We start from the raw sequence: 15,181 nt of genomic DNA, 5'->3' as shown, positions 1-15,181 counted from the left end.
CGATGAGCGATCAGCGAATGGCGATCGGGTTCACGGGAGAGCCGACGGCCCCCGTGAAGGGAAGAGGGGCCGCGCAGAGCATGAACTCATAGACCCCATCCGCAGCGCAGGCACGGGCAAGGTCATCCATGTCCCACATCTCGCCCAAGAAGAGCCCCAGGTGCGGGATCACCACCTGGTGGAAAGGTTGGAAGGCGCCGTCGAACTCGTTGGGCCGGACTTCCACGCCCCACGTGTCGGTGGCCACAGCGGCAACGTCACGCGCGTGCAACCAGTCGATCGTGGCGAAGGACAACCCCGGTGCCGCACCGCCGGCGTACTGCCCCCACCCGGCTCCTTCGGCGAGCCGACGTCGTGCACGAGCCAGTTGCCCGGTGCGAACGAGCAGAAAGTCGCCACGTCCGACCTGGACATCGCCCTGAGCAGCGAGCGTTCTCTCGATGTCGGCGACCGAGATCGCGTATCCGTCAGCCAGCTCACCGTCGATACCGATAGATCCGCCCACATCCACGAGGACTCCCCGGCCGACCATGAGCGACGCAACGGTCTCGATGCCGGTCACGAGGTCTCCCTCGCCGGTGACGACGCGCGAGGCGCGTCGGCCGTTCCATGCGACGCCGTGGTCGAAGATGTGGCCGAGCCCGTCCCACTGCGTCGCCGCCTGGAGAGGCATGAAGACGACGTCGTCTGCGCCCCCGAGTCCGTGGGGAAAGCCCTGGACGCCGTGCTCATGATCCAAGCCCGATGTCAGCATCGTGCGGACCGGGTTGGTTCGTCCGCGCCACCCGTTCTGGGGCCCATGTGCATCGAATCGGAGCGAAAGCGAGTATGTTTCGCCGCGGCGCACGAGAGCGGCGGCCCGGCGTCGGCACACGTCGTCGATGAGGTTCAACGTGCCGATCACGTCATCCGCCCCCCAGCGACCCACGTTGCTGCACCTCGCCGCGGCCGCAGCGATCGCGGCCTCTGCATCAGCGCCGAGGATGGCGTTCGGCTCCGTCATCGCGCCGCCGCTGCCGCCGCGGCCGCCCGCGCTTCGCGCAGGAAGCCCTGCGCCATGGGGTCGATCGCCCCCCACGCGCCCGGGGGTGTGCCGGGCAGGGATCGACCGGAGGCGGCGACGCGTTCGAGGATCTGTTGCGCGGCGGTGTCGGCGCGGCGGCCGAGCGCGTGGATGTCGTGACTGAGGACGATGCCGTCCCGTTTGACGATGTTCCCCTCGACGAGAACCGTCTGGACGTCGTGCGCCGTCGTCTGGAAGACGAGCGTTCCATACGGATCGGTCCGCGGGTGCTGTTCGATGGCGTCTCCGCCGACGATGATGAGGTCGGCACGCTTGCCCGGAGTCAGAGAGCCGATCCGGTCGCTCATCCCGAGCGCGTCCGCACCGTTTAGGGTCACCCACGACATGGCGTCTCTCGCCGTGCTGATCACCGCCTCGGGCATCGCGCCCGAGAGGTTCAGCTCGTGTGTCGCATCCCAGCGCGCGAATCCGAGGCCGAACCGGGCCTCGTGCCAGAGGTCTCCGCTGTTCAGGCTGATCACGTCGGCACCGAGCGTCGGGGCGATCCCATGCCGCCGGCAGGCGTCGAAGACCGGCCGCCCCATTCCCATGTTGAGTTCGGTCTCGACCGCGATCGACACCTTGCCGCCGGAGCGCGCGATGAGTCCCCACTCCTCGTCGGTGAGGGAATTGCCGTGGACGTGGACGATGTCGGGGCCGAGCAGGTCGAGCGCGTCGAGTTCGGGGATGCCGAAGGTGAGCGGGCTGCCCCATACGCAGCCGGTGTGATTGACCATGAGGGCGCCGTGGTCTCGCGCCGTCGTGATCTCGTTGATCGTGTCCTGCCACGGCAGACCCAGCGGCTCGCTGAGGGAAACACCCCGCGTCACGCGCGCGTCGGGATCCGAGAAGTAGGTGTCCACGAGCCGTCTGTAGTCATGGAGCCGGTCGGCGTGCGTGCCGAACTGCGTCGCGGCGGGGCTACTTTCGAAGAATCCGTGGCAATGAACGGCGCGCACACCGCTGTCCATGATGCCTTCGATCGCGGCGTCGCTGTGATCGGGCGTGTTGTTCGTGTGCGAGAAGTCGAGGAGGGTCGTCACCCCGGAGTTCAGGGCGTCCACGCCCCCGACGATCTGCGCCAGACGGAGGTCTTCAGCGGTGAGCGCCGGTGAGATGCCCAGCCGGATGCCGAAGTAATAGTCTCCGAGCGTCCAGTCGGCGCAGATCCCGCGGACGAGCGATTGCCAGGTGTGTCGATGTGTGTCGATCAGTCCCGGCAGCACGATCCTCCCCGTGGCGTCGATCACTTCGCAGTCCGACGCCTCGATCCGCGGCTTCACCGCGACGATTCGTCCGTCTTCGACGAGAACGTCGCCGGCGGGCAGATCCCCGAGCGTCGGATCCATCGTGATCACGTGACCACCGGTCACCAGAGTGCGCTTTTTCGTCATCGTCGTCTCCCGCATCACTCCCGTCCGCTTTGACGGAAGCGATGCCATGCTCGCAGGGGAGGGCCCGGCGATCATTGACCAATATGGACATGATCTGAGTGCACACGCGACATGACCGGATCGCGGGACGATCAGCCGGAGAGGTCGGCGACGAAAGCTGCGGCGGCGCGGAACGCACCCACGACGGGCCGATCGTCGTCGTCGCGTGTCGCCAGCGCGGTTGAGACGGGAGCGCCGTCCAGCGAGAGGAACCGCACGTCGGGGCGGGCGAAGAACCGGGCTGCCACCTCGCCGTGGATACCGAACAGACCCGTCGTGGCCACCGCAGTAGTCACCGTGTCGAGCGTTGCTATCGCCGTGCCTCCGGTATCGGGACGGTAGGGCCCGACCCAGTCCGAGAACCGCTCGTCGCCTTCGGCGAAGCGCAGCCAGCGGTGGTGATCGATGTCCTCGGCGCTGATCCGTGGCGAGGCTGCCAGGGGAGAGGATGCCGGGATCACGGCGACACGAGGTGTCTGCATGACGAGTTGGAGATCCAGCCCCTCCACATCGCCGAGGTAGTGCACGAGGGCGACGTCGACTTCGCGCCGACGAAGCGCCGAATACTGATCGACCAGTGTGAGTGTCCGGTGCGCGAGCGTCACGCCCGGGTACCACGCGAGGACGAGGTCGCGGACATGGCTCCACCGATCTCCCACCCCGAAGCCGAGGACACCGACCCTGACGGTGTTCTCGGCCTCCGCCTGGCGAGTGGACGATCGCAATCGGTCCAGTTCGTCCAGCACGCGCTCAGTCTGGGCGAGGACCGCCTCGCCGACAGCGGTGACCTCGACGCGTCGGCTCGTGCGATGGAAGATCTCGACACCGAGATCGATCTCGATCTGCCGTATCCGCCGGCCGAACTGTGCTGCGCCGATGTGGTGGCGGTGAGCAGAGCGTCCGAAGTGACGTTCTTCTGCCAGAGTGACCACGAATCTGAGCGAGTCAACGTCCACGTCATCACCTCACGGCCGGCCGGCCTCCATGCCCCGTCGTACGGAGTCTGGCGCTGCGGCGCCCGGGTCGGCAAGTCGCACGCGACCTCTTCCGACTGCAGCGGGCCGAAAGAGGCCCGTCGACGTCGCCCGCGGACGGCGGCCCGTGAACCTTCCGGGGCCGACGGGAGGTCTCGTCATCCAGCGGGGTCTGATATTTCGATCTACGAAGTTCTAATCAACTTAGTATTTCTTGATCACCTCGGCGGGAGCAGTTGGCTCAGGGAGATCTCGCGGGCGTCGAAGAATCCCCTCTTGGCCACCACCATCGTGTACCCCTTTGAGCGCAACTCGAGGGCGGATTCGGGCGTCAAAGGGCGTCGACCGACCTTCTCCCAACCCGTTGCCAGTCGATATGCGTGCGTGACAGTCCGAGCGCGTGCCATCAATTTCCCTTCCGCGGTAATCGTGGCAGGAAAGGGGTTGATTCACGAAATCCGAAGGTTGCGTACGGGTGAATGCGGCAGGCTATTTTTCCTTTCTTTCGTTGCCTGACGTTCCCGGAGATTTCATCCTGATCGGTGGGCCGAGCCTCACTCGCGGGGCCGCGTCGGCCGCCGTAGCCTGGGGTTCAGGGGGTGCGCCGTCTTTCGGGGGCGCACGCCTCGGCCGCTGTGAGCAGCGGCATGCGCGCGCGCCAGTGCGCGCTCGAAGGTGGTGACAGGGAACGAAAACCCCCATTTCTGGGGGTTTTTGAAAGGGGTGTCCGTTCCCCTTGGGAATAGGGTTGAAATGACTTGGTGAGCCGGATTGTTTGCGAGTTCCAGGAACCGAGAGATTCATCCGTGCAACGGTCCGTGCGATTCGCCCTCATCTCGGCATTCACGTGTCAGAGATTGCCGATTTCTTCGGTGGCTTGATCTGGCCTTTTTTGCCCGCCTTCGCTCTTTCTCTGCGACTTCTTCGCGCTCTCCGGGGTCGTCGGGGCTTGCTTCGACTGGCGGAGAAGGAACCGCGCTGAAGGCTTGGATCCGGTGACATTCCGCGCCGATCATGCTCCCCTGTGTCGGCATCCTCCGCGCCCGCACACCGTCGGCGTCAGCGGGCTAACGTCGTGTCATGAGCGACGATCCCGTACCCTCGGCGGCCCTCGGCCTCGGACTCGCCGCTGTGGGGCGCCCCGCGTACATCACTGTCGGACGCGACGGCGACCTCGGCGATCCGGCCGACCGGACGATCGACGCGATGCGCGCGCGCAGCCACGAGCTCCTCGACGCGGCGTGGCAACTCGGCATCCGGTACGTCGATGCGGCGCGGTCCTACGGTCACGCCGAGGAGTTCCTCGGCGCATGGCTGCGGCTGCACCCCGACCGCGCCGCGGAGCTCACGATCGGGTCGAAGTGGGGGTACGCGTACGTCGGCGGGTGGCGGATGGATGCCGAGGTGCACGAGCGCAAAGAGCACTCGGTCGCGATGTTCCACCGGCAGTGGCCCGAGACGCTCGCGGCGCTCGGCCGGGCTCCCGACTTCTACCTCATCCACTCGGTCACGCCGGAGAGCCCGGCGTTGCGCGACGCCGCGCTGATCGAGGAGCTCCGGCGCCTGTCCGACGCGGGGGTGCGGGTGGGACTGTCCACGAGCGGTCCGTACCAGGCATCGGTGCTCGACGCGGCCCGGACGTTGGACCGCACGCCGTTCTCGGTCGTGCAGGCGACCTGGAACCTGCTCGAAGGCACGGTGGGGCCGGCACTCGCTCGCGCTCATGACGACGGCTGGACCGTTGTGGTGAAGGAGGCATTGGCCAACGGTGAGCTCGCCGAGGCGGACCCGGGAGGGGAGCTGGCCGTCGCCGCCGCGGGGCTTCCTCTGGACGCTTTCGCCCTCGGGGCCGCTCGGGCTCAGCCCGGAGTCGACATCGTCCTCAGTGGCGCGTCCACCCGGGCGCAGCTGGAGCGCGGCGTCGCGAGCCGTTCGGTGCGCGTCGACGAAGAGACGCGTCGTCGACTCGCGGTCGACCCCGAGACGTACTGGCGACAGCGGTCCGCGCGCGCCTGGCGCTGAGCCCGCGCGGTCGGCCCGCGTGCGGTGTCAGCGGTGGTCGCGCCAGGAGTGCTGCGGGTCGTAACCGAGCAGACGCCGCGCCTTGTCGATCGAGAGCAGGGTGCCGGTGCCGTCGAGGTCGCCGCGCGTCTCGACGCCCGGGAAGACCTCGGCCACCAGTTCGGCGTTCGGACGCGTCGTCACCGTGTCGGCGGCCGCGATGATGAAGCGGTCGAACCCGGTCGGCGCGTTCTCGAGCGCGCGCTGCACGGCTTGCGCACCGTCGCGCGCGTCGATGTAGCCCCAGAGGTTCCACTTGCGGGCGCGGGCGTCGGCATCGAACGGGAACTCGGCGTAGTCCTCCGGCACCATGACGTTCGAGAACCGCAGCGCCGTGATCGACAGCTCCGGATGCCAGCGGACGAGCTCCGTGGCCAGGTGCTCCTCGAGCACTTTCACGAGGGAGTACACCGACTCGGGGCGCGGGGCGTAGTCCTCGTCGACGGGGATGTAGGGCGGGTCGATGTCGAAGGGCAGGCCCAGCACGGTCTCGCTCGAGGCGTACACGATCCGGTCGATGCCCAACCGGACGGCGGCCCAGAACACGTTGAACGTGCTCGTCATGTTGTTGTGGAACGTCGCGACGTCCGAGCGGATGCCCGGGGCCGGGATCGCGCCGAGGTGGACGAGCGCGTCGATCCCGTCGTGCTGATCGTTGACGCCCGCAAGGGCATCGATGACCTGGCCGTAGTCGGTGAGTTCCACCTGGACGAATCCGGGTCCGCGCTCGCCGCGCACGTCGAGGCCGATGACCTCGTGTCCGGCCGCGCGCAGTTCGCGGGCGACGACGGTGCCGAGCTTGCCGGAGGAGCCTGTGAGGGCGATACGCATGGACGTCCTTCGTTCGGGGGTTCTGCACGACGTTACCGGTGCACGGGCGCGACGGGGCAGGGAGGCCTTCGGCGAACGGCGGGAGGGGGATGCCACGAGTTCCTCCTTTCGTCAACCTCGCGCGCTCGAGAGCGACGAGTGCTTCGCTAGGTCACGAGCCGACTTCGCGCATCGTCACGAAGACGCGGCCCAGCGACACCTGACAGGAAACCGGCATGAGCTCTTTGTCCTCCGCGACCGACGCCTTCCTCGCGTCGCGCGCGGCCGACGGTGATCAGATCGCCTTCGGCGTGCTGGTGCGCCGCCACGCCCCGTTCCTCGTCGCGTTCGCCACCAAGCTCACCGGGTCCCGCGCCGATGCCGACGATTGCGTCCAAGAAGCACTCATCACCGCGTGGCGACGGCTTCCCGACCTCGCCGACCCCGCCAAGGTCCGCAGCTGGCTCACCACGATCGTCTCGCGCAAGGCCACCGATCGCCTGCGGGCGCGGAAGATCTCGGAGCCGATCGACGAACAGATGGTCTCGGCGGGGGATGACCCGGAGCGCTCCGTTGTGGCATCGTCGCAGATGGACGCCCTGAAGAAGGTTCTGGCCGATCTTCCCGAAGAGATGCGTGTCGTCTGGGTCTTGCGCGAGATCGGCGGACACAGTTACGACGAGATCGCGACCGAGGTCGGCGAGACTCCGGCGACGGTGCGCGGGCGCCTGGCTCGGGCGCGAAAAACCGTACTGGAACGCATGCAGGAGTGGAGGTGATCGAATGAGTGACGACGTGGACGACGTGGGCGGCTCGGGCTACTCGCTCGAAGATCTCTCCGCGTACCTGGATCGTGGCCGCACTCCGCGGATCCCGACGATCGAGCGCAACGCCGAGTGCCAGGCCCTGCTGGCCTCCATGGAGCGCATGGGTCGGATGTCCCGCGAGATCGTCGAGGAACAGGCCGCGGAACCCCTGGCGGAGTCCTGGTACGACGAGATCATGCGCGAAGTGATGCGGGAGTTCCGCGCGGGCCGTGACATCCCGTTGGCCCGTACCCCGGACGGCACGCAGCTCGTGGTCACCGAGGGCGCGCTCTACGAGGTGATCCGCTCGGTCGGCGACGACATCGAAGGGGTGCTCGTGGGGCGCGTCCGCATCGATCAGATCGAACCCACCGCGCCGCTGGATGTGCGGGTGAACGTGAGCGTCCTGTTCGGTTACCCGATGCAGGACACGGTGGATCTCCTGCGCGACGGCATCCGGGTGGCGATCGAGCGCCACGGCGAACTGCGGGTGGGGCGTGTGGATATCACCGTCGGAGACGTACATCTGGAGGGGGAGGACGAGGGATGACGGATACCGCTGCCGAACTGGCCCCGCGCATCGACATGGCCGTGACCGCGGTCGTCGGCGTCCGTGAGACGTACTCCGCACGCCCGATCGTGGCGCGCGCGTACGAGCGCGTGGCCGACGTGGAGGGGTCGCTTGCCGCGGTCGACGAGACCGCCGGAGCCCGCGCGATCACCGTCTGCATCGGTGTCTCCCGCGGCGACGACGGCGCCGCGGTGGCATCCGCCGTCGCCGAGGCCGTGCGCGGAGCCGGTGCTGCGCCCTCCGACACCGTGCGCGTGCGGGTCGCGCGCCTGGTCGCCCCGCGAACCTGAGAGAGGTCGCGGCCACCTCTCTGCGCGGCGGAATACGCTGGGGGCACCGATTCCCGCCTCTCGGAGGACGAATGCCTGCGCAACCCGTGATCGCCGTCGCCGGATCCACCGGAGCCGTGGGAGGCCGCGTCGCGCGCGACCTCGCCGCCCGCGGCATCCCTCAACGGCTGCTCGTGCGCGACGCGGCCCGAGCGCCGGAACTCGAGGGTGCCGAAGTCCACGTCGCGGGCTACTCCGACGCGGCAGCGGCGGCATCCGCCCTCGCCGGGGTCGAGACGCTCTTCATGGTCTCCGCCTCCGAGTCGGCCGATCGGGTTGAACACCACCGCACTTTCGTCGAGGCCGCGGCGCGGGCCGGGGTGCGCTCGATCGTATACACGTCGTTCCTCGCCGCGGCGCCCGATGCGGTCTTCACTCTCGGGCGCGACCATGCCGCCACCGAGGAGATGATCCGGGGATCCGGCATGTCGTGGACGTTCCTCCGCGACAACTTCTACATGGACATGATGGAGCTCTTCGCGGGCGATGACGGTGTCATCCGGGGCCCGGCGGGGACCGGCCGGTGCTCGCTGGTGTCGCGCTCGGACGTGGCCGCGACGGCCGTCGCCGTGTTGCGCGATCCCGCGGCCCACGCCGACCGGGCGTACGACCTCACGGGGCCCGAAGCCCTGACACTCGACGAGGTCGCTCAGAAGATCTCGGCCGTGCGCGGACAGCCGGTGCGCTTCCACGACGAGACGGTCGACGAGGCGTACGCCTCGCGCGCGGTGTTCGGCGCCCCGCGATGGCAGGTCGACGCCTGGGTGAGCACGTACACCGCGATCGCCAGCGGCGACCTCGCGGGGGTGTCGGGCGACGTCGAGAAGGTGACGGGACGGCCCGCCCAGACCTTCGACGAGTTCCTCGGCGCGATCGCCTGAGCGGCCGCGCCGCCGGTACCCGGCGACGCGACCGCCCGGATCAGCGCCGCAGGATCCGACGCGCGAGCCGGTTGCCCAGGAACTGCGCCAGCTGGACCAGCACGATGATGATGCCGATCGCGATCCACATCGTGAGGAAGTCCCACCGGCGGAAGCCGTAGGTCAGGGCGAACGAGCCGAGCCCTCCCGCGCCTACCGCCCCGGCGACGGCGGTCATGTCCACGATCGCCACCACGACGAACGTGTAGCCGAGGATCAACGGCCCGAGCGCTTCGGGGACGAGCAGGGTCGCGATGATCCGCCACGGTCCCGCACCCGCGGCCCGTGCCGCCTCGATCACGCCGGGGCTGATCGTGACGAGGTTCTGCTCGACGATCCGCGAGAATCCGAACGTCACCGCGATCGAGAGGGGCACGACCGCGGCCGTGGTGCCGATCGCCGTCCCCACCACCGCGGCCGTTACCGGGGACAGCGCCAGGATCAGCACGATGAACGGGATCGGCCGGAACACGTTCACCAGGAGGTTCAGCACGACGTTGACCGCGCGGTTCGGGAGCACCCCGCCCGTGCGCGTGACGTAGAGCGCGAGTCCGAGGAGGAGGCCGCCGATCCCGCCGAACACCATCGTGAGCAGCACCATCGTGAGGGTCTGGCCGATCGACTCGAGCAGGATCGGTCCGTACCGGTCCCAGCTCCACTGCGTCGCGGCGGGAACGATCAGAGCGCTGAGCGTCGTCATCGCGCCACCTCCTCGACGCGGGTGACCGCGCGCAACTGCGCGATCACGGCATCCACCGATTCGTCCGACCCCGTCAGCTCCACCGTGAGCGAGCCGAAGGACCGTTGCTGCAGGGAGCTGATCCCGCCGTACAGCAGCTCGAAGGTCACACCGGCGTTCGCGGCGCGCGACAGGATGCCGCCGATCCCGGCACCGTCGATGACGTCGGCGATCACGATGCGACCCGGGTGGGCCGCGCGCAACCGCTCCAGGTCCGCGGTACTCGGGCGATCGTGCAGAGCGGTGGAGACGAACGACCTGCCGGTGTCGGAGGTGGGCTCGGCGAACACCTCGAACGCCGTTCCCGTCTCGACGATCCGGCCGGCGCTGAGCACCGCGACGCGGTCGGCGATCGCGCGCACGACGTCCATCTCGTGGGTGATCACGACCACGGTGACACCCAGCTCACGGTTCACGCGGCGCAACAGGTCGAGCACGTCCGCCGTGGTCGCCGGGTCGAGGGCGCTCGTGGATTCGTCCGCCAGCAGGATCGGGGGAGAGGTCGCGAGAGCGCGAGCGATGCCGACGCGCTGCTTCTGACCCCCCGAGAGCTGGTCGGGGTAGGCGTGCGCCCGGTCGAGCAGCCCCACGAAATCCAGCAGCTCGGCCGCACGCTTCTCGCGGTCGGCTTTCGACCATCCCGCGACCTTCAACGGGTAGATGACATTGCCGGCGACGGTCCGCGAGGCGAACAGGTTGAACTGCTGGAAGATCATCCCCGTACGCCAGCGGATGGGGCGCACCTGCCGCTCGGGCAGGGTCGAGATATCGACGCCGTCGACCACGACCGTGCCCGAGGTCACCCGTTCGAGCCCGTTGATCAGGCGCACCAGAGTGCTCTTGCCCGCACCGGACTGGCCGATGACGGCAAAGATCTCTCCCGCGGCGATCTCCAGATCGACACCGTCGAGCGCGGTGACGGTGCTGCCGTCGACGTCATACGACTTGGTGACGCCCGAGAGGCGGATGAGCGGCGGCATGCGGGATCAGGCCCCCGCTTCCTTCTGCTTCTCGATCTGAGCGAGCCAGTCGCGCACTTGCGCCGGCTTCTCCTCGACGATGCGGGCCGTTCCGCTGGACTCGGACACCACGATGTCGGTCACGCGCGGGTCGTGGTACGCCTCCCAGACCTTCTGGTAGACGGTGTTGTCCTCCTCGCCGGCGCGCGAGGCGATGATGTTGATGTACGGCCAGCTGTTCGCGTCGGAGGGGTCGACCGAGAAGATCGCCTTGTCGATGATCCCGGCGTCCGTGGCGAAGTTGTTGTTGACGATCGCGGCCGCGATGGACGGGTCCTGGAGCGCCGGAGCGGTGAGCGAGGCGTCGACCGGCTCGACCTGCACGCGGCTGGTGACGATGTCGGCCGGGGTCGGGGTCGTCGCGTCGTTCAGCGTCAGCAGCCCCGCGGACTGCAGCACCTTCAGTGCGCGCGCCTGGTTGGTGGCGTCCTGCGGGATGGCCACACGGCCGCCCTCGGGGATGTCGGCGACGTCGGAGTACTGCTCCGAGTAGATGGGGAGGGGCACGATGAGGGTCGGCCCGACGACGGCGAGACCGTCGCCCGTGGCGACGTTGTGGTCGGACAGGTAGTCGATGTGCTGGAACGCGTTCAGGTCGATCGATCCGTCGGCCAGTGCGGGGTTCGGCGTCTCGTAGGAGTCGAAGGCGACGACCTCCAGGTCGATGCCCTCCTCCGCCAGGATCTCCTTCAGGACCGGCCAGTGGCCCTGGGCAGCGTCCGTCGTTCCGAGGCGCACGGTCGTGCGCTCGCCGTCGGCCGCGGGGGTGTCGGACGAGCCGAACAGGCGCGGGATCAACAGGGCGCCCGCGACGACGACGGCGACCGCGACGATCGCGATCGCGGCGTACAGTCCGCCCCGGCGGCGAGGCTTGGAGGGAAGGGTGGGCCCGGTCGGGCCGCTCGTGCTGTCACTCATGGTGGTCTCCTTGGTGCATCGCCCGGTTCGGGCGTCCGAGCACCGTACGCAGACGCCCGCAGCACCCCCAAGTCGCGTGACGAAACGTGACCGGAGGTGACCGGATGCCACTCATCCGCGTCGAAGCGACGGAATCGTCGGGTATGCTGACCGCGTGCTGACCTGTCGCTGTTGTCGCTGAACGCTCCGCGTTCTTCTTCGACGACCCCGTCAGCCGCGCCCCCGGGCGCATCGACCCCCAGGACTCCACCGTGCGTTACGCCCAGAGCGTCGCCGACCTCGTCGGCAACACCCCCCTCGTCCGTCTGAATCGGGTGACCGACGGCATCGCCGCCACGGTGCTCGCGAAGATCGAGTACTTCAACCCCGGCGGCTCCGCGAAGGACCGCATCGCCGCCAACATCGTCGACGCGGCCGAACGCGACGGGCTGCTGCAGCCCGGCGGCACGATCGTCGAACCCACGAGCGGCAACACCGGCGTGGGTCTCGCGCTCGTCGCGCAGCAGCGCGGCTACCGCTGCGTCTTCGTCGTTCCCGACAAGGTCGCCGAAGACAAGCGCGCGGTGCTGCGCGCGTACGGCGCCGAGGTCGTGGTGACCCCCACGAACGTCGAACCCGAGGACCCGAACTCGTACTACAGCGTCTCGGACCGCCTCGTCCGCGAGATCCCCGGGGCGTTCAAACCGAACCAGTACGCCAACCCGAACGGACCGCGCAGTCACTACGAGACGACGGGCCCCGAGGTCTGGCGCGATACCGACGGCACGCTCACGCATTTCGTCACGGGCGTCGGCACCGGCGGCACCATCAGCGGCACGGGCCGCTACCTCCGCGAGGTGGCGGGCTCGTCGGTGCGGATCGTCGGCGTCGACCCCGTCGGCTCCATCTACTCCGGCGACGACATCCACGGCTACGACGTCGAGGGCGTGGGCGAGGACTTCTGGCCGCCCGCGTTCGACCCGACCGTGGTCGACGCTTACGAGCGGGTGTCGGATGCCGAGTCGTTCGCCATGACGCGACGCCTGGCCCGCGAGGAGGGGCTGCTCGTCGGCGGCTCCAGCGGCATGGCCGTCGTCGGTGCCCTGCGCGTGGCACGCGATCTCCCCGCCGACGCCGTCGTCGTAGTCCTCCTGCCCGACCACGGCCGCGGCTACCTCAGCAAGATCTTCGACGATCAGTGGATGACCGCGCACGGCTACGACGTCGAGCCCGTGGCATCCGTCCTTCCCCTCTCCGACCCCGAGGAGCACTCCGCATGAGCACCCATGACGCCGCCCGCGGCTTCGACAGCCTCGCCGTCCACGCGGGTCAGGCCTTCGACCCCGCGACCGGCGCGGTCATCCCCCCGATCCACCTGTCGACGACGTACGCGCAAGACGGTATCGGGGGACTGCGCGGCGGGTACGAGTACGGACGGAGCGGCAACCCCACCCGCACCGCGCTCGAGACGCAGATCGCCGCGCTCGAGGGCGGGGTGCGCGCGCTGTCGTTCGCGTCGGGGCTGGCCGGTGAGGACGCGCTGCTGCGCGCAGCCCTCGTCCCGGGCGACGAGGTGCTGCTCGGCAACGACGTGTACGGCGGCACCTACCGTCTGCTCGCCCGCGTGCTGGGTCCGTGGGGCGTGAAGCTCCGCGTGGTCGACATGAGCGACCTGGATGCCGTGGCCGCGGCGATCTCCGAGCGCGCGCCGCGCATGGTCTGGGTCGAGACGCCCAGCAACCCGATGCTGCGCATCACCGACATCGCCGGGCTCGCCCGCCTCGGGCACGAGGCCGGGGCGATCGTCGTCGTCGACAACACCTTTGCCTCTCCCGCGTTGCAGCGTCCGCTCACGCTCGGCGCCGACGTCGTGGTGCACTCGGCGACGAAGTACCTCGGCGGCCACTCCGACGTCGTGGGCGGCGCGCTCGCGTTCGCCGACGCCGACCTCGCCGAGAAGGTGCAGTTCCTGCAGTTCGCCGCGGGCGCGGTGTCGGGACCGTTCGACGCCTACCTGACCACGCGCGGCATCAAGACGCTCGGCATCCGGATGCAGCGGCACAGCGCCAACGCGCAGGCCGTCGCCGAGCACCTCTCCGGACACGACCGCGTGGCGAAGGTGTACTACCCGGGCCTGCCGTCGCACCCGGGTCACGCCCTCGCGGCATCCCAGATGAGCGGTTTCGGCGGCATCGTCTCGCTCGAGCTCGCCGACGGGGCCACCGCGCGCCGCTTCGCCGAGTCGACCCGCCTGTTCACCCTCGCCGAGTCCCTCGGCGGGGTCGAGTCGCTCGTCAACTACCCGGATGCCATGACCCACGCGTCCGTCCGTGGCACCGAGCTCGCCGTTCCCGACACGATCGTGCGTCTGTCGGTCGGCATCGAGTCCGCCGAGGACCTCGTGGCCGACGTCGATCAGGCGCTCGCCGGCCTCTGACGCACGGGAGCCCGACACCGCACGGCGTCGGGCTCCCGGCATCCATAAACGCGATCTGCACCGAGGAACGCTCGCTGAGCGCGTTTCCCGGTGCAGATCGCGTTTATCGGTGGGGCGGGGCGGGGTCAGCGCTCGGCGCGGGCCAGATTCTGCTCCAGCTCGTCGCGATTCTGGCGGACGACGTACGCGGGCTGGTCGCGCTCGACGCGCCAACTCTCGGCGAGAGGGCCGGCCGAGACGGTGTCGTAGCCGAACTCGTCGTAGATGCGCGTGACCAGGGCCACCGCCTCGGCGGAGTCGCTCGAGGTCGCCAGGGCGCGGCGACCCGGGGTGCCGGAGGGGGAGCCATCGGTCAGGATGTCGGCGGCCATGATGTGGTTGAACGCCTTCACCACCGTGCTCTCCGGCAGGTGCTGCTGCAGCATCTGCGACGTCGTGGTGCGCTTCTCGTCGATATCGGCGATGTGGCCGTCGCGCTCCCAGTAGTAGTTGTTCGTGTCGAGCACGGTCTTGCCGCGCAGCGGCGCGACGGGCACCTCGCGGTATGCCTTGAGGGGGACCGTGACCACGACGATGTCGCCGGCCTCGCCCGCGTCGTGGGCGGTGGCGGCGCGGGCGTGATCGCCGAGGGTGCTGGCGAGGTCGGCCAGCGTCTCGGGCCCGCGGGAGTTGGCGATGACCACGTCGTAGCCGTTGTCCACGAAGCCCCGAGCGAGGGCCTGGCCGATGTTTCCTGCGCCGATGATTCCTACTGTCGTCATGCAGGAGGCGAACCGTTCGGTCCGCAGACGCATTCCCGAACGGGCGATTCGGCGCACCGAGTTAGTTAGTTAGCATCCCGAGATATCAGTGTCAAGAGGAAGTGTGTTCCGGGGGGAGAGGGTAGCTTTCTTCCTGTCGCACCCTCGCGATCGTGGTCGCAGACCGGTGTTCGGGTCACCGTTCCGCTTGACCTGTGAGGGCGACGGCCCCCGGTGGACGCGGCTTCGGACCACCGGGGGCCGCTTTTCTTTCCGGGGATCAGGCCGCTCGTCCCGAGCGCCGCGTCGACCCCACGGGCGGACAGTGGAAGACTGGTTCGTCGGCGGGCGGACGGCCCGTCCCCATCCCACGCGCGAGGAC

15 protein-coding genes are annotated in these 15,181 nt (G+C 69.0%); 7 read left to right on the top strand and 8 right to left on the bottom strand.

Annotated elements, in window-relative coordinates; all coding sequences use genetic code 11:
* Positions 1 to 10: 10 nt before the first annotated feature.
* From FE256_RS08655 to FE256_RS08645, 3 genes are all read right to left on the bottom strand, one after another.
* Positions 11 to 1,003: a cyclase family protein gene (locus FE256_RS08655; protein ID WP_138174730.1), complete on the bottom strand. Its 993-nt coding sequence runs from the start codon at positions 1,001 to 1,003 to the stop codon at positions 11 to 13.
* Positions 1,000 to 2,457, bottom strand: a complete 1,458-nt coding sequence (locus FE256_RS08650; protein WP_138174728.1) for an amidohydrolase family protein — start codon at positions 2,455 to 2,457, stop codon at positions 1,000 to 1,002. The genes FE256_RS08655 and FE256_RS08650 overlap by 4 nt, the downstream gene beginning before the upstream one ends.
* A 131-nt stretch (positions 2,458 to 2,588) precedes the next feature.
* Entirely contained in the window at positions 2,589 to 3,452 is an 864-nt protein-coding gene (locus tag FE256_RS08645; RefSeq protein WP_138174726.1) for a LysR family transcriptional regulator, read from the bottom strand.
* 1,098 nt (positions 3,453 to 4,550) lie between these two features.
* On the opposite strand from FE256_RS08645, the gene FE256_RS08635 reads away from it, so the two are divergent.
* Complete coding sequence (locus FE256_RS08635; protein ID WP_138174722.1) at positions 4,551 to 5,492, top strand: aldo/keto reductase; 942 nt, start codon at positions 4,551 to 4,553, stop codon at positions 5,490 to 5,492.
* Positions 5,493 to 5,519: 27 nt separating this feature from the next.
* Here the strand turns inward: FE256_RS08635 and FE256_RS08630 are convergent, their stop codons facing one another.
* A complete protein-coding gene (locus FE256_RS08630; RefSeq protein ID WP_138174720.1) occupies positions 5,520 to 6,362 on the bottom strand; it encodes an NAD-dependent epimerase/dehydratase family protein in 843 nt (280 codons plus the stop codon).
* Positions 6,363 to 6,577: 215 nt separating this feature from the next.
* Here FE256_RS08630 and FE256_RS08625 point away from each other — a divergent pair, with 215 nt between their 5' ends.
* The 4 genes from FE256_RS08625 to FE256_RS08610 all read left to right on the top strand — a co-directional run bounded on the left by FE256_RS08625 (position 6,578) and on the right by FE256_RS08610 (position 8,928).
* Positions 6,578 to 7,120 carry an RNA polymerase sigma factor gene (locus tag FE256_RS08625; protein WP_138174718.1) on the top strand — a complete coding sequence of 181 codons (543 nt, stop codon included), beginning with the start codon at positions 6,578 to 6,580 and terminating at the stop codon, positions 7,118 to 7,120.
* 4 nt (positions 7,121 to 7,124) lie between these two features.
* Positions 7,125 to 7,697, top strand: coding sequence for an Asp23/Gls24 family envelope stress response protein (locus FE256_RS08620; protein WP_138174716.1), 573 nt, complete (start codon positions 7,125 to 7,127; stop codon positions 7,695 to 7,697).
* Positions 7,694 to 8,008, top strand: a complete 315-nt coding sequence (locus tag FE256_RS08615; protein WP_138174714.1) for a hypothetical protein — start codon at positions 7,694 to 7,696, stop codon at positions 8,006 to 8,008. The genes FE256_RS08620 and FE256_RS08615 overlap by 4 nt, the downstream gene beginning before the upstream one ends.
* A 71-nt stretch (positions 8,009 to 8,079) precedes the next feature.
* Positions 8,080 to 8,928 carry an SDR family oxidoreductase gene (locus tag FE256_RS08610; RefSeq protein ID WP_138174712.1) on the top strand — a complete coding sequence of 283 codons (849 nt, stop codon included), beginning with the start codon at positions 8,080 to 8,082 and terminating at the stop codon, positions 8,926 to 8,928.
* Positions 8,929 to 8,968: 40 nt separating this feature from the next.
* Here FE256_RS08610 and FE256_RS08605 read toward each other — a convergent pair whose 3' ends face one another.
* From FE256_RS08605 to FE256_RS08595, 3 genes are read right to left on the bottom strand one after another with little or no spacing between them, the layout of a single operon-like run.
* A complete protein-coding gene (locus FE256_RS08605; protein ID WP_138174710.1) occupies positions 8,969 to 9,667 on the bottom strand; it encodes a methionine ABC transporter permease in 699 nt (232 codons plus the stop codon).
* On the bottom strand, positions 9,664 to 10,686 hold the full coding sequence (locus FE256_RS08600; RefSeq protein ID WP_138174708.1) for a methionine ABC transporter ATP-binding protein: 1,023 nt from the start codon (positions 10,684 to 10,686) through the stop codon (positions 9,664 to 9,666). Before FE256_RS08600 ends, FE256_RS08605 begins: the two co-directional genes overlap by 4 nt.
* Positions 10,687 to 10,692: 6 nt before the next feature.
* Entirely contained in the window at positions 10,693 to 11,643 is a 951-nt protein-coding gene (locus FE256_RS08595; protein ID WP_138174706.1) for a MetQ/NlpA family ABC transporter substrate-binding protein, read from the bottom strand.
* 251 nt (positions 11,644 to 11,894) lie between these two features.
* Between FE256_RS08595 and FE256_RS08590 the strand changes: the two genes are divergently transcribed.
* Together FE256_RS08590 and FE256_RS08585 are read left to right on the top strand one after the other, a co-directional pair.
* Positions 11,895 to 12,902, top strand: coding sequence for a pyridoxal-phosphate dependent enzyme (locus FE256_RS08590; RefSeq protein WP_138174704.1), 1,008 nt, complete (start codon positions 11,895 to 11,897; stop codon positions 12,900 to 12,902).
* The gene (locus FE256_RS08585; protein ID WP_138174702.1) at positions 12,899 to 14,059 is read left to right on the top strand and encodes a cystathionine gamma-synthase; all 1,161 of its coding nucleotides are present in this window, start codon (positions 12,899 to 12,901) and stop codon (positions 14,057 to 14,059) included. The genes FE256_RS08590 and FE256_RS08585 overlap by 4 nt, the downstream gene beginning before the upstream one ends.
* Before the next feature lie 125 nt (positions 14,060 to 14,184).
* Here FE256_RS08585 and FE256_RS08580 read toward each other — a convergent pair whose 3' ends face one another.
* Positions 14,185 to 14,820, bottom strand: coding sequence for an NADPH-dependent F420 reductase (locus FE256_RS08580; protein ID WP_138174700.1), 636 nt, complete (start codon positions 14,818 to 14,820; stop codon positions 14,185 to 14,187).
* Positions 14,821 to 15,181 lie beyond the last annotated feature (361 nt).

The sequence above is a fragment of the Microbacterium sp. 5K110 genome, from assembly GCF_005774735.1.
Classification (GTDB): Bacteria; Actinomycetota; Actinomycetes; order Actinomycetales; family Microbacteriaceae; genus Microbacterium.
Note: the sequence above shows the minus strand (reverse complement) of the source record. Positions and strands in the feature narration are given on the sequence as shown.